This is a genomic window from Streptomyces sp. NPDC088746 (assembly GCF_044751065.1).
In the GTDB taxonomy this organism is placed as follows: domain Bacteria; phylum Actinomycetota; class Actinomycetes; order Streptomycetales; family Streptomycetaceae; genus Streptomyces.
This window is the reverse complement of sequence record NZ_JBIVLA010000016.1, coordinates 1-13,862: the sequence shown is the minus strand read 5'-3', so window position 1 is coordinate 13,862 and position 13,862 is coordinate 1. Positions and strand designations below refer to the sequence as shown.

General features: G+C 71.4%; 17 protein-coding genes. 14 read left to right on the top strand and 3 right to left on the bottom strand.

Features of this window, described 5'->3' with window-relative positions:
* Nucleotides 1-250: GntR family transcriptional regulator (locus ACIP63_RS37235; protein WP_401525225.1), on the bottom strand; the 250-nt coding region annotated here is incomplete at its 3' end.
* Between the two features lie 218 nt (nucleotides 251-468).
* Here ACIP63_RS37235 and ACIP63_RS37230 point away from each other — a divergent pair.
* From ACIP63_RS37230 to ACIP63_RS37165, 14 genes are all read left to right on the top strand, one after another.
* Entirely contained in the window at nucleotides 469-903 is a 435-nt protein-coding gene (locus tag ACIP63_RS37230; protein WP_401525222.1) for an RNA polymerase sigma factor, read from the top strand.
* On the top strand, nucleotides 900-1,130 hold the full coding sequence (locus tag ACIP63_RS37225) for a hypothetical protein (protein ID WP_401525219.1): 231 nt from the start codon (nucleotides 900-902) through the stop codon (nucleotides 1,128-1,130). Before ACIP63_RS37230 ends, ACIP63_RS37225 begins: the two co-directional genes overlap by 4 nt.
* Nucleotides 1,127-1,357 (top strand): hypothetical protein, encoded by a 231-nt coding sequence (locus ACIP63_RS37220; RefSeq protein ID WP_401525217.1) that lies wholly within the window; start codon nucleotides 1,127-1,129, stop codon nucleotides 1,355-1,357. The genes ACIP63_RS37225 and ACIP63_RS37220 overlap by 4 nt, the downstream gene beginning before the upstream one ends.
* Complete coding sequence (locus tag ACIP63_RS37215; RefSeq protein ID WP_401525215.1) at nucleotides 1,354-2,274, top strand: DUF2637 domain-containing protein; 921 nt, start codon at nucleotides 1,354-1,356, stop codon at nucleotides 2,272-2,274. The genes ACIP63_RS37220 and ACIP63_RS37215 overlap by 4 nt, the downstream gene beginning before the upstream one ends.
* Nucleotides 2,275-2,459: 185 nt before the next feature.
* On the top strand, nucleotides 2,460-4,658 hold the full coding sequence (locus tag ACIP63_RS37210) for a hypothetical protein (protein WP_401525212.1): 2,199 nt from the start codon (nucleotides 2,460-2,462) through the stop codon (nucleotides 4,656-4,658).
* Nucleotides 4,659-4,906: 248 nt separating this feature from the next.
* Nucleotides 4,907-5,521: a hypothetical protein gene (locus ACIP63_RS37205; RefSeq protein ID WP_401525209.1), complete on the top strand. Its 615-nt coding sequence runs from the start codon at nucleotides 4,907-4,909 to the stop codon at nucleotides 5,519-5,521.
* 9 nt (nucleotides 5,522-5,530) lie between these two features.
* Nucleotides 5,531-6,103, top strand: a complete 573-nt coding sequence (locus ACIP63_RS37200; RefSeq protein ID WP_401525208.1) for a hypothetical protein — start codon at nucleotides 5,531-5,533, stop codon at nucleotides 6,101-6,103.
* The gene (locus tag ACIP63_RS37195) at nucleotides 6,100-6,294 is read left to right on the top strand and encodes a hypothetical protein (protein ID WP_401525205.1); all 195 of its coding nucleotides are present in this window, start codon (nucleotides 6,100-6,102) and stop codon (nucleotides 6,292-6,294) included. The genes ACIP63_RS37200 and ACIP63_RS37195 overlap by 4 nt, the downstream gene beginning before the upstream one ends.
* Nucleotides 6,291-6,638 carry a hypothetical protein gene (locus ACIP63_RS37190; protein ID WP_401525202.1) on the top strand — a complete coding sequence of 116 codons (348 nt, stop codon included), beginning with the start codon at nucleotides 6,291-6,293 and terminating at the stop codon, nucleotides 6,636-6,638. The genes ACIP63_RS37195 and ACIP63_RS37190 overlap by 4 nt, the downstream gene beginning before the upstream one ends.
* Complete coding sequence (locus ACIP63_RS37185; RefSeq protein WP_401525200.1) at nucleotides 6,635-7,243, top strand: DUF6919 domain-containing protein; 609 nt, start codon at nucleotides 6,635-6,637, stop codon at nucleotides 7,241-7,243. Before ACIP63_RS37190 ends, ACIP63_RS37185 begins: the two co-directional genes overlap by 4 nt.
* 566 nt (nucleotides 7,244-7,809) lie before the next feature.
* Nucleotides 7,810-9,333 carry a protein rep gene (locus ACIP63_RS37180; RefSeq protein ID WP_401525197.1) on the top strand — a complete coding sequence of 508 codons (1,524 nt, stop codon included), beginning with the start codon at nucleotides 7,810-7,812 and terminating at the stop codon, nucleotides 9,331-9,333.
* Nucleotides 9,334-9,742: 409 nt separating this feature from the next.
* A complete protein-coding gene (locus tag ACIP63_RS37175; RefSeq protein ID WP_401525195.1) occupies nucleotides 9,743-10,132 on the top strand; it encodes a hypothetical protein in 390 nt (129 codons plus the stop codon).
* Nucleotides 10,129-11,991 carry a relaxase/mobilization nuclease domain-containing protein gene (locus tag ACIP63_RS37170; protein ID WP_401525193.1) on the top strand — a complete coding sequence of 621 codons (1,863 nt, stop codon included), beginning with the start codon at nucleotides 10,129-10,131 and terminating at the stop codon, nucleotides 11,989-11,991. The genes ACIP63_RS37175 and ACIP63_RS37170 overlap by 4 nt, the downstream gene beginning before the upstream one ends.
* Nucleotides 11,992-12,185: 194 nt before the next feature.
* A complete protein-coding gene (locus ACIP63_RS37165) occupies nucleotides 12,186-12,581 on the top strand; it encodes a hypothetical protein (protein ID WP_401525190.1) in 396 nt (131 codons plus the stop codon).
* Between the two features lie 432 nt (nucleotides 12,582-13,013).
* Here ACIP63_RS37165 and ACIP63_RS37160 read toward each other — a convergent pair whose 3' ends face one another.
* Both ACIP63_RS37160 and ACIP63_RS37155 read right to left on the bottom strand, forming a co-directional pair.
* Nucleotides 13,014-13,247, bottom strand: a complete 234-nt coding sequence (locus ACIP63_RS37160; protein ID WP_401525187.1) for a hypothetical protein — start codon at nucleotides 13,245-13,247, stop codon at nucleotides 13,014-13,016.
* Nucleotides 13,248-13,276: 29 nt separating this feature from the next.
* Nucleotides 13,277-13,862 (bottom strand): GntR family transcriptional regulator (locus tag ACIP63_RS37155; RefSeq protein ID WP_401525185.1); only part of this gene is annotated, 586 nt, incomplete at its 5' end.

Here is a 13,862-nt window from a genome sequence, read left to right as displayed (position 1 = left end):
TCGCAGAACGGTGGAGTGTGCTCTCGGTTCGGACGATCGTGCCGACTCCGGTGACGGACTCGACAAGGCCGTCGGCGCGCAGTGCCGCGACCGCCTTCATGGCGGTCGCCTGACTGATGCCCCAGTCTTCAGCGATCTTCCGGACGGACGGAACGCGGTCACCGTCCTTGAGTTCACCGGCAACGATCTGGCCCCGCAGCTTGGCCACGACCTGGAGATAGGGGGGTGTGCGGTCGATCTCGGGAGCCATCGCGGGCGTCCTCCTCGGTCTAGATCCTTAGTGCGCTAGCGCGTCCCACACAGCGTAACTGTTGACGTGCCTAGTGTGCTAGTGCACTATCTACTCAAGCGCCGAGCGTACACCGGTCGGCCCCGACTCAGTCGGGGTGATTGGCGTGCGAAATGGCGCGACCCCGGGTGGCTAGACCCGGGGCCGCAAGGGCCGTTCCATCGAGAGGAGCACGACCCATGTACGAAGGTACTACCGCCGCAAGCGCCGCAGGTCAGACCTCGATCGTCACGGGCACCGATGCCGTTCTGTCGGACGTCTTCGCCGCTCACGCCGACCGCCTGACCCGCACCGTCTTCCACAGCCTCGATCGGGCCGACTGGCAGCTGGCCGAGGACATCGTCTCGGAGACGTTCCTCCGGCTCGTCCGGGACTACTCCGGCCGCCCGATCGACCTCGACCGGGTCGGGGGTCTGCTGAGGACGATCGCCCGCCACGCGATCACCGACCACTACCGACTCCGCCGCACCGGCGAGACCCCGATCGACACGACCGACTGGTTCGAGGCGAACCGCCTCCCGGTCGACTACTCGGCCGAGGAGTACGCGCTCGCCGACCTCACCGCCCGTGCGCTGCTGGCCGACTCTGCGGCCCCGCTGGGGGTGGCGGCATGAAGTACCTCGTCCTCCTCCTCGACACGACGATCTTCCGGATGATCTGGATCCCGCTGCTCACGGCCGAGGCCGTCGCGCAGTTCGTGTTCCACCGTCAGGACCTCGTCACCGTCCTCGCGGCCGTGCTCCTGGCCGTGATCGTCACCCGCTGGGCGGTCGGCTCCGTCTACGAGCTCTGCCCGGCCGACTGCACCAAGTGCGCCGAGTCGGAGGGGATCGAGCGATGACACCGATCACCCACACCGCGCGCGTCCTGACCGCGCTGGCCCGCCTCCGCTTCATCCTCTCCGTGGCCGGTGTCGCCTGGCTTTTGGGCTACTCCCCGGAGGTCGGCGGCCGGATCGTCGTCGGCCTGGTCGTGGTCCTGCTCCTGGTGCTCGACGCCATGGCGGACGCCACCACCACGGAGTCCGGCGTCACCCTTCCCTTCGGCCGCAAGGGCGGTGCCGCGTGAAGACCGCACTTCGCAGCCCCAAGACCCTCCTGGTCGTCGCGCTGGTCGTCGTCGTCGTCATGGCGTTCCGGGTCTCCTGGAACGCGCTGCGCGACGTCGCCAGGGCGATCGGTGCCGACGCCGACGCCGCGACGCTCTACCCGTTCGTGGTCGACGGCCTGATGGCCCTCGCGCTCATCGCGACGCTGATCCTGACCGGCAAGGACCGGAAGTTCGCCCTGTGGGTCCTGGGCGGGTACACGGTCGCGTCGCTGGTCCTGAACTACGTGCACGGCCTGGTCGCGGCGCTGCACAACCCGGCCGCCGGAATGATCCGGCTCGCCGCATGGGACCCCGCCCACTACGCCCTGGTGCTCATCGCCACGTCACTCCCGGTCGGCGCCATCTTCTTCGGCTCGGACCTGGTCGCGAAGGTGCTGCACCACCGTCCGGCAGAAGCGCCGGCGGACGTGGCCGAGGAACTCCCGGCGGCCGACGAGACGGTGGAAGAGCCGGTCGACGAGGAGACCGCTCCGGTCGAAGAGATCGAGGCCCCGGCCCCGGCCGCAGAGATCGAAGCTCCGGCCGCCGAGCCGGTCGTCGACCTGGTCAAGCCCCAGCGTCGGCCCCGTGCGGTGGCCGAGTCGACGGGAGCCCGGCCGCGTCGGGCGACCGGCAAGGTCCCCGCGGCTGCCGCCGCTTCCCGCCCGCCGCGCCGCTCCGACGAGGAGCTGCTGACCGAGGCACGCGAGGCGACGGCCGACGACGACGAGCTGAGTGCCGAGCAGATCCGGCTCCGGCTCCGGGTCGGGGCGGCCAAGGCCCGCCAGCTGAGGGACCTCCTGCAGGCCGAGCGCGACCAGCGCGGCGGGCTGCACCTGGTCCAGGACGAGGACGAGACCCCGGACGACGACACCACCCAGGAGGAATCGGCATGACGGACGAGGACGAGAGCTTCGAGGAGATGTGCCGCCGGTACGAGGCCATTGACCAGGCCGAGTACGAGGAGTTCATGAACGACGGCGACGAGCCGACCGGCAACTGAACCACCCCTCACGGGAGCCCGGCCCCACTTCTCAGGGCCGGGCCGGGCTCCCCACCTCACTGGAGAGGCAGGACCAGCATGACCGAGCAGCCCACCACCCCGAACACCACCACGGCCACCGTCGTTGACCTTGACGCCTACCGCCCGGCCGCCCCGGAAGCCGTCACGGTCGTCCTGACCAAGCCGGAGGGTGTCGAGGAGCGCATGGCGGCCGCCGCCGCCGACGACTCCGAGCACGCCCCGATCGGCTCGCTCGCCATCGAGGGTCCCGACCTGTGGGAGCCCCCGGCCCCCGCCTTCCCGACCTGGATCTTCAAGCGCGAGACGCTGCTCGGCTACCTCGGTGCGAAGCGCCGTCAGGCGTGGTGGCTGTTCAAGGTCCACGGCCTGCGCAAGGCGCCCGGCTACACCTGGACGGCGACCCGCCGCACGGGCCGTGGCCTGCGCCGGACCTGGCTCGGTGCCTACGGCTACCTGATGGCGACCGACTACGGGCACATGATCAGCGACGCGAAGACCGACCGCCGCCACGACCTGGTCGTCGCGCTGCGGGACCAGCGCCGCAAGGCGATCAAGTCCCGGGTCAAGTCCGCGCGGACGGCTGTCGTCGGCCTCGGTGTCGCCACCGTCCTGATCGTGGCCGCCGCGTACGGCTACCTGGAGATCGTGGGACTGGCGGCCGGGCTCGGTGCGTTCGTGGCCGGCGGACCCGACCCGAAGGCCCCGGCCGAAGCCGCGGTGGAGATCGAGGCGCCGCCGGTGCCGACCGACGCCTACCTCACCGAGGCGTTCCGCAAGATCGGCATCTTGGCCAAGCCCAACAAGGACGGCGAGGGTGGCGAGGTCCTGCGGATCGTGTCGCCGATCGTCAACGACGCGGGCCTGGCCTGGATGGTGACCGCCGACCTGCCCGGCGGGAAGAAGGCGTCCGCCGCGATCGCCAAGCGCGAGGACATCGCGTCCGCGTTCGGTGTCGACGAGTCGCAGGTCCACATCGAGCGGGTCCGCGTCTCCAAGTCCGATGGCGGGCACGCAGGCCGTTTCTCGCTGTGGGTCGCGAACGAGGACCCGTTCGGCGGCGCCCCGGTCCGCACCCCGCTGATCAAGCGGGAGTCGTTCGACATCTGGACCGACCTGGTCCCGGTCGGCCTGGACGCCCGTGGCCGCAAGGTCGAGATCCCGATGATGTGGGCGGCGATCCTGGTCGGCGCGATCCCCCGCCAGGGCAAGACGTTCTTCATCCGGAACATCGCCCTGGCCCTGGCCCTGGACCCGCACGTGCGGCACATCGTCGCCAACGGCAAGGGCGACCGGTCGTGGAAGAGCTTCAAGAAGATCGCCCACCGGTACATCAACGGTGCCGGGCCCGAGGAGTGCGCGGAGCTGGTCAAGGCGCTCCGGGAGGTCCAGCGGGACATGAACCGCCGCAACGCGCTGCTGGACGGGCTCACCGACGAGGAGTGCCCGGAGGACAAGCTCACGGCCGACCTCGCGAAGAAGCACGGCATGCAGCCGACCGTGATCGAGATCGACGAACTCCAGCGGTACATCGAGAACCCGAAGCACGGCGACAAAATCATCGAGCTGCTCGTCGACATCGCGAAGGTCGGCCCGTCGACCGGCTACATCCTGGCGCTGGCCACCCAGCGCCCGGACGCCAACTGCATCCCGCCGGCGCTCCGGGACGTCATCGCCTACCGGGCCGCGCTCAAGGTCATGGACTGGCGGTCCTCCGAGGTCATCCTCGGAGCCGGAACGTACGGCAAGGGCTACGACGCCAGCAGCGAGGAGCTCGGTGCCCACAAGGGGATGGCGCTCCTGGTCCGCGAGGACGGCGTCGGCTCGATGCTCCGTGGCCACCTGGCCGAGGCGTACGAGGCGGGCACCATCTGCGAGCGCGGCCGCCAGCTCCGCATCGAGGCCAAGACGCTCACCGGCGACGCGGCCGGCACATCCGCCGCGATCGTCGACCCCACCGCCGAGCGGGTGGAGCTCCCCATCTGGCTGGTCGCGGCCGAGGAGATCCTGCGCGAGTCCAGCCCGATGACCCCGGCCGCCCTGGCCGAGGCGATCCTCGCCGCCCACCCCGAATTCGCGGACAGCGACAAGCCCTTCACGGCCCGCTCGTTCGGCATGGCGATGAGCCGCTGGGGCTGCGGCCGGGTCAAGAAGAACGGCGCCACGGCACCGTCGTACTGGCTTGAGGACGTCACCGCTGTGATCGAGCGCATCGAGCACGGCGGCCCCGTCGACGCCCCCAAGGGCGACGCAGAGTAACGAAAAGTGCTGGTCGCGGATCTGTTCCGCGCACCGTCCGGCATCCGTTCCCGGGAGACATGCATCCGTCCCCGGAACGGATGCCGGAACGGATACGAAAACGGGACCTGATCAGCCCTGATCAACCCTCAGAAGCCCCTGGACGGATGGCCCCCGGGCCACTGGCCTTCCGCCGGAATCCCCGGCGACGCGGCCCACCCCCGAGTCACCCCGCCTTCATCCGTCCTGCCCAGGAGAGGTCACACACCGTGATTGCCACCACGCTCCAACTGACCGGCGAACTCCTCGTCGACGGCGCCCCCGTCGCCTGCCCCGAGTGCGGCGACACCCAGGACCTGACCGCCACGTCCACCCGCCTCCCCGTCCCGGCCTGGCCCGCTCAGGTCAACTGCCGCGCGGGCCACCTCTTCGAGCCGATGACCGTCACCAACGGACTCATCACCGCCGTGCTCGCCTCCCGCACCGGCCGCACCCGGGCCGCCGACGACGACACGTTCCGCACCGAGGTCAACGGCCGCCTGGTCGAAGGAACCCTCTACCCCGTCCTGGTGATCGACGACATCCGCCAGGCCGCCCGGCTGCTCTACCGCCGGGGCGTCAAGCCCCAGGCCCGCCGGGAGATCCGGTCCGCGAAGCGACAGATCCGAGGCGCCGTCCGCGAGATCACCGACGCGATCCCCTCCACCCCGGACCAGCCGGACACCGAGCCGAAGCCCACCGCCGCCCGGGCGCCGAAGAAGCGGGTGCCGCGCTGCCCGTACTGCAAGGGCAAGGGCGTGCACCGCCTCAAGACCCGGATCCACGACACGACCACCGTCCCCTGCTCGCTGTGCTCCGGCACCGGCGACGCCACCGAGATCTGAGGCCCGGCCATGACGACCGTTCTCGAACTCCCCGCGCCCGCCGTCGACGTCGACGCCGCCCAGCTCGTCCGCGACATCGAGCAGTACCTCGCCGCCCGCACCCGCACGACCGCCCACCCGCTCGTCACCAAGACCACGGCCGAGCTGATCGCCGAAGCGCTCGGCACCGCGCCGGCACAAGCCGCGGCCGCCGCCCCGGAGCTCCCGGGCCGCGCGCTTCGGCTCCTGCCGGACTGGGTGCTCCGCTTCCCGCTCGTCCGCCACCGCCACGGCGGCGCCCGGCACGTCACCGTCGCCGAACACCTCGAGCTGACCGCCCTCGTGATCGAGCGCTACGGGTGGGCCCAGAACACCCACCGCACCACGAGCGGCCGCCGCTGCATCTTGGGCGCCCAGGCCGTCCTGTTCCGGCTCGGCATCGGCGACGAGACCACCGTCGCCGCCGCCGCGAACCAGCTGCAGAACGCACTGCGAAGCCGCGGCTGCACCGCCTCGTACGCCACCTGGAACGACACCCCCGGCCGCACCGAGGCCGATGTCCTGGCCCTCATCCGCACCGCAGCGAAGGAGACCGAGCGGTGAGCTTCAAGGCAGGCGACAAGGTCCGCATCCTCAGCTGCGAGGACGATCCCCGCGCCAAGGGACGCACCGGCCGGATCGTCGACGAGGTCCAGCCCGGCCCGCTCACCGGCGGCCGCTGGACCGTGAACGGCATCAGCCTCTTCATCGGCCCGGTCCTGTGCCACACCAGCGAATTGGAGGTCATCCGATGAGCACCCACGTCGTCACCAGCCACGGCGCCGACTTCTTCGGCCAGGACCACTACGAGATCCGCGACCTCACCTCGCTCGCCGGATACGCCGAAGGCTGCCTCTCGGTCTTCGACGGCGAGCAGCTCGTCCGGCTCCTGGCGCACGCGGGCGACGGCGACCAGGCCGTGCCCGCCGACCAGGCCGCCGCCCTCGCCGACCTCCTGCGCCGCGTAGCCCGCCACCGCTTCACCCGGCCCAAGCCGTCCGCCCTGGCCTCGCTCCTCGCGAACGCCGCAGCCCTGGCCGCGCTGGAAGGCGAGTCCTGGACCTGGACCCTCACCACCGAAACGGAGGCCGCCCGATGAGCGCCACGATGAGCCGAAACGACCAGCGCCTCTGGAAGTCCGCGAAAACCCTCGCGGACCTTGGCGAACTGACGGCCCAGTGGCTGGAGGGAACGATCGCCTCCCAGCCCGGGTATGAGCCCGGCTTCGGACCCGACGAGGAGACCTCGCACCTGGTGCCCTCGCTCGCTGCCCTGTGCCGCGCCAAGTTCGTCACCACGTGCTCTCAGCCCGGTGAGGCCAGCACCGGTCCGGACGGCAGGGTGTGGGAACAGCGCGCCGCAGTCGAGGGCATCGTCGCCCCCGAGCTGGTCGACCTCCTGATCGGCGTCGCCACCGACGCGGGGCTGATCGTTCGCGTCAACGACCACAGCCGTCGACGTAACGGCCGCCAGGACCAGCCCGTCATCGTCACCACCTGGGACCGCGAACCGTTCACCGTATTCGGCGGCCCGGTCAGCCCCGAGGACATGGCCGTTCAGTGGTCCGGCCTCAGCCGCAGGCTCTACAGCGAGGTAGCCCACGGCACCTACGTCGCCATCGCGGCCCCCGAATACGGCACCGCAGGCGAACGGCTCTGGCCCACCCTGGACCGGTTCGTCAACCTGCTGAAGGCGACCCGATGACCGTGTGACGCGACGAAGCCCCGCCGGCACTTCTGCCGGGCGGGGCTTCTTTCGACCCATCAAATCCCACCAGCCCCAAGAACACACGGGCGGGGCGGGGGCAACGAATGGCCCAACTGATGCCAGGATCATCACAAGCAAAAAATGGCGCGGCCAGGGGGCCTAATCCCTGGACCGCGCCACGTGAGTCCCAACCCGATTCCGTTTCGCAGCAGAACAGAACAGGACCCAACGCTGTGCCTACCAGCGTAAGCGACGCTTTGGCGTTCGCGACACCCGCCACCGATGACGCGCCGCGTGACGCCCCCGGCTCGACCCCTCCGGCCCGAGGCGCTGAGCGCCCCTCTGAGGGCCCCTCAGGCCCCCGGTGTCACTGCGGGGCCTCAATCACCCACACGCCCGGGAAACGGCCGCGTGTGTACTGCTCGGAGGCATGTAAGAAGCGTGCGAAGCGCGCCATCGCCAAGGGCGAAGCCTTGGCTGCCCGGCCCTCCACGACCGCCACGGCGGCACCGTCCGGAACCAAAAAGGGACGCGGCCTTGGTAATACCGCGAGAACTACGGACATGCAGGTCAGCGGCCTGCACGAGAACGGCGAAACGGACAACCCGACCACCGGCACGGCAAAAAGGGACGCGGCCTTCAGCAGCGGCAAGCCGGGCACGAAGGTTGACCCCGGTACGGACACGGCGGCCCGCGACGCGAGCTTCCTCCTCCGGGAGGCACTGCGGCCGGTGTCCGGCCTGCAGCGCCTTGAAGACTGCGGCCTCTCCGTCCTGGCGGGCGGCGTCACCCCCGTGATCCGCAACGGGCGGGCAGGGTTCGCCGGAGTCGTCACCTGCGGCTCGGTCCACGTCTGCCCGTGCTGCTCGACCAGCATCCGCCGCGTACGGCAGGACGAGCTGGAACAGGTCGGCCAGTTCTGGGAGTGCCAGTCCTGCGGCCTGGTGATGATGACGCTCACCATGCGCCACTACTACCGGGACCCGCTCAAGGACCTGGTGGAGAAGCAGCGCGAGGCGTGGAAGCGCGGCTTCGGTCAGAACGCCGGGCGGGCCTGGCGCGAGGCGAAGAAGGCGTACGGGATCCGCGGCTTCGTCCGGGCCTGGGAGGTCACGCACGGCGCGAACGGATGGCACGCGCACTATCACGTGCTGCTGTTCCTGGCCCGGCCCCTGGCCTCCGGGAGGGTCCAGGAGCTCCAGCACCTCGCCTTCGAGGTCTGGTCCGCCGCGCTCGTCAAGGCCGGGGCCCGCATGCCGATCGAGATCAGCGAGAAGGACGGCAAGCCGGTCGCCGTCAAGATCGACGCTCCCGATCGGGGTGAATCCGGCAAGCTCGCCCGCTACCTGATGAAGGGCCAGGACGGGAAGAGCCGCTGGGGCGTCGCGGCCGAGCTCACCCGGCAGGACATCAAGGAGGGCCAGGGCGGGCACCGCACCCCGTTCGAGATCGCCCGTGCCGCCGTGGCCGAGGACGCCGACCCGCGCGACGTCCAGCTGTGGCAAGAGTTCGTCGCGGCCGCCGTCGGCATCCGCGCCCTGTACTGGTCCAACGGCCTGCGCGCGCTCCTCAAGGAGATGGGCTTCGAGCTGGACGACCGGACCGACGGCACGGTCGCCGCCGATGAGGCATCCGCCGGCACTCCGCTCGCCCGGATCCCCGCCGCCACCTGGTACCGCCACATCGCCCGCCGGAAGGGCCGTGCCCTCGCGCTGCTGCACGCCGCCGAGAAGGGCGGCGCCATTGCCGTCCGCGCCCTGATCGAGACCTGGGGTCTCACCTGGGGACTGGACGTCCAGGAGCCCGACGTCTTCGAGGCCGGGACCGTGCCCACCGCCGACGAGGTCCTGCAGAGCATCGAGCGGGAGACGCTCGCCGCCCGGATGCAGGTCTGGCGCGACGAGTTCGACCGGATCGACCGCGACCGCCGAGCCAACCGGATCGTCCGCCAGGCGCCCGGCGCCTGGGACGCGCGGAAGGACGCTCAGGCCGCCCAAGATGCCGCCCGCACGGCCGACGGACCGGAGAGCTTCCTCAGCCACCTGCACCGCATGCGCCGCGAAGCTCTGGCCGCCGCGACCAGCTGAGCCGAGTGGTCGTCCGGGGCAGCCGACGCAAGCGCCGGCACCCGGAGCCCAGGGGCTCCGAGTTGGTGGTCGGCAGGGGGCCGGTGACCGGATGCGGGAGCGTCCAGGCCGAGACGCGCGGGCCGGTCGCCTGACCCTCCGGCCCGCGCCAAAATCTCGGCAGCGAGGTATGCCGATGCGCTTCGCTTACCGGCCCTCGCCCCTCGGCTGCGCTGCGCTTGCCGGGGGACACCGCCCCGCTGGGGCGGTCACCACGCGGCCTGAAGGGCCGCGCGGCGGGACGGAGCCGACGGCCGCCGGGGCGGCCTCTGGCACCGTCCGTCGCACCGGCTGCGGTGCGGATGCCCGCAGGTGGTACGACTGACCTCCGGTCGCCAATTGGCGACCGGCCAGGGTCAGGAGGAGCGGGATGGCGCGGGGTACGCCGGGGTCGAAGCGCGAGCACACGGTGTCGGTGCGGCTGAACGAGGCCGAGCGGATCCGCTGGGACGCGGCCCGGCAGGAGTCCGGCCGGCGCGAGCTCGGTGCGTGGGTCCGGGCGGTTGTCGAGGACGTCCTCGCCGACCAAGGTGACGGCGGCGCCCTTGGTGCCGAGCGCGGACCGGCCCCGCTCGCCCCGATCAACCAGGACACGTACGACGAGCTGTGCCGGATCGGCGCGAACCTCAACCAGCTCGTCCGCTACACCCACCAGGACGGGCACCTGCACCCGGCAGTCGAGGCCGCGCTGTTCGAGGTCGGCAACGCGGCTCTCTTCCTGCGCGGCATCGACCCGATGCGGCCCACGGACCCCGAGTGATCGCCAACATCACCAAGGGCAAACGCGCGGTCGGCGCCCTGATCTACGACTTCGGCCCCGGCCGGAGGGACGAGCACATCAACCCCCGGATCGTCGCGGGCAACACGACAGGCACCCCGCTCCAGGTCGCCCGGGCAATCGACCACACCGCGCGGCGCCGCCCCGAGATCACCGCCCCGATCTGGCGTGCGTCGCTGTCCCTGCCCGACGAGGACGGCATCCTGCCCGATGCCCAGTGGGCCGCCATCGCCGACAAGTTCATCTCCGACATGGGCTTCGGCACCGCCCCGTGGGTCGCCGTCCGCCACGGCGACGACCACATCCACCTCACCGTGTCCCGCGTCGACTGGTCCGGGCAGCTGCTCACCGACCGGTGGGACTACCGCCGTGCCCGCGAGAGCGCCGACGCCCTCGAGGAAGAGCACGGCCTGGTCCCCGCGCGCGAGCGCTTCCGGCCCGAGGGTCCGCAGGTTCGCAACAACGAGCTGCAGGCGTCGGACCGGCGCCGGGGCCCGGACGCCGCCGTGCCGCCCGAGCGCGAGGAGCTCCGCCGGATCGTGCGCGAGGTCCGTGACGCCAGCCGCGGACTCGGCCGGGCCGCCTTCGAATCCGGCCTCGCCGACGCCGGAGTCTCCTTCCGCGCGAACGTGGCCAGCACCGGCCGGATGAACGGCTACAGCTTCACCCTGCCCGGCTGGACGGACGGGGCCGACGAGCAGGTGTGGGTGTCGGCCTCCAAGGTGGCCAAGGATCTGCGGTGGGCCCAGCTCAAGACCGTGGTCGGAGACGAGCCTCCCGCCGCGCCCAGCCCGGTCGTGACCGCCGAAGCCGTCTACCAGGCGACCGAGATGCTGCGCCAGGGCCGGATCGAGCGCGGTACGGCACAGCCCGGCGACCACCCGGCGCTCAGCAGCGACCCGGCCGCCCGCATCCTCGCCCAGTGGCGGGCGAAGCACGCCGGGCAGGACGTGCCGGCGGAACCGCGGCCGGTGCCGGAGTCGGTCCCGGCCTGGACCGACAAGCGCCGCCGCCCGTACGGGAAGCTGGCCACCGACGCGATCCCCGGCGAGATCAAGAAGGTCCGTCGTCAGGTTGCCACCTGGCAGGGCGAGATGGAGAGCGCCCAGAGCAACGCCCGTACGTGGGACGGTCTGGCGACCGGCGCCGTCACCGGCCGCCGGGTGCGCGAGCTCCACCAGCTCCGGGCCAAGGTCGCTGCGGCCCAGCCGCACATTGAGGCCGAGGTGGCGGCGCGGGCCACGGCCCGCGACGCAGAGACAGCCGCGGACGCCGCCCGTCAGGTCTGGCGGCAGGCCGACCGGCTCAAGGGTCGCGGACGGCTTGAGCTCTGGCGGGAGGGCACCAGCAAGAAGGCCGAGCAGGAGAAGGCCGCCACCGCCAGCACCGCTATCCACGCGTACGTGGAGCAGGCGGCCCAGGCCCGGCACCAGGCGGCCAACGCCGCCCGAGCGGCCCGTGAGGCTTCGGGCCTGCCGAACGCGGAAGGCGAGGCCACCCGGCTCCGTACGGAGTGGCCGCAGCTCTTGGCGGACGCCCAGCGCGGCGACCAGGACGAGGGCCAGGCCCGCCGTGACAGTGAGCAGGCCCGCGCCCAGCGCCTCGCCCAGCAGATCCGCACGGCCGAGACCCGGGTCGGTCTCCTCGGTGACGAGGCCGAGCTGCGCCGCACCATGCCTGCCGACCAGCGCAAGGCCGAGGCCCGCGCCCGCAGCGAGGCCGCCCGGGCAAACCCGCCCACCCGCCGCCGGAAAGCGCCGGCCCCGAGGCCCCAGGGCGAGCAGCCCGCCCACCTACGCCGACGGCCACCCGCAGCCGGAGGTCCAGGAAGAAGCCGCTGACCCCCGGCGGTCGCCGGGGGGCTTCGCCGCCCCCCGGGCCCCCGCTTAGGTCGGCATCACCCGGCGCGCCACGGCACCGTCGTGGCCGGCACCGGTCGCGCCGGGCGACACCGCCCCCTGGGATCCGGCCGACGCTGCGCCGTCAAGGCGACTCGGTACGGCGCACGTTGTGGAGCGGCCGATACGGTCGCCCCATGACAGACGCCCCTTCCCCAGGACCACGCGACGAGAACGGCGTGCGGCTGTGCGAGCAGTGCCACAAGAAGCCGTTGCCACCGTCGCTCGGAACGAAGCCGCGGATCTACTGCGGCAAAGGCTGCAAGCAGCGTGCGTACGAGGCACGGCGAACCGGCCGCGCCGTGAGCGCTGCTGTTGAGGAGGCTCGCCAGCGCGATGCAAAGTCACGTGACGAGCTCCAAGCAAAGTCACGTGACCGCAACACAAAGGCACGTGACTTTGCCGAGACTTCACAGGTCAGCGAGCCGCCGCCCGTCCCGGCGTCGCGGGAGCCCGAGGACGCTCCGGTCGCGAAACAGCTGTACTGGGGGATGGGGCTCAACGGCTTGCCGCTGGGGGTCCGGGAGGAGTAGGGCCGCCTGCCGTCGGTTTGGCCGGCGGACCGGGCCGCGGGGGCTCCCGGCACGGGATGACGTAACGACACGCTCCTCAGTCAGCACGAAACCCGCACCGAAGCCCTCGGCGTCTTCCGCCGGTCCCGGCCCGATCGCGGCAGCAGCTGCTCCCCGCCCGCCCCTTCCCGGTTCTGCAGGGCCGCGTACGCGCCCGTCATCCGTGATGCGGCGGTACGGCGACCAGCCCCGTGATCGCCCGGGAGACTGCCGCGTAGGGGCCACCGGGCACCCCTCCCTCGCAGCCAGCCGTCTTTCACACCCCCACGCTCGTCGCAGTCGCGTGGGGGTAGGCCACGGAGGATTACGGACTTTGGGCGTCCCTCCCCCGGCATGCTGGACAGCACGAAGGCCCGCCCCAATTCCCCTGGGGCGGGCCTTCTGTCGGTTGGCTCAGGTGGTGGTCTGGTCGGCTGCTCGTTTCACCCATGAGGCGATGGTGGCGACGGTGCCCCACTCCCATCCGGGCGAGAGCGTCATCCATTCGACGATGCGGTGGTCGTACTCCCCCAGTTCGACCCCGGCGTCGGCGAGCACGGCGAGCAGCTGGTTTTGCTGGTCCGGTGCGGAGACGAAGCCGCGGGGCTCTCTTTGGACGGGGCCGTTGGGTACGGGGTCGATCAGCATGGTTCCCCCTGCTGGTTGTGGTGTGGGTGCTATGCGATGCGGGCGCGGGTGCCGGTCCAACGGCCGCCTGCTGACACGTAGGCACCTGCCTCGATGGTGTTGCCGTCAGCGTCGATCAGGGAGTTGTAGCCGATCGTCACGGGAGCTCCCACCTCGATGCCGAGCTGGTCGGCCTGTTCGGCAGTCGCGCGGTCGGCGGTGTGGACATCGGTTGTCTCGACTCCACGACGGCCGGTCGCGCTTTCGATGGCACCAGGTGTGCCGCCAGTGATGCGCTCAAGGGAGAGCAGGCTCGGGACTGTCTCTGCGAGATCGGCCGCGAACCAGCTGACCGATGCGCTTACGGGTCCGGACTCGTTGTAGGTGACCCGCTGCCGGCGGATGGCCTGGGCGCCTTCGTCGATTCCGAGCAGGTCCGCGATTCGGGCAGGTGCGGGCGCAAGGTCGGCGCTCAGGATCTTGGCGTACTCACCGGGTGCGTAGATCTTTCCGGTGGTGAGCATGCGCGCGAATCGGTCGGTCGCAGAACGGTGGAGTGTGCTCTCGGTTCGGACGATCGTGCCGACTCCGGTGACGGACTCGACAAGGCCGTCGGCGCGCAGTGCCGCGACCGCC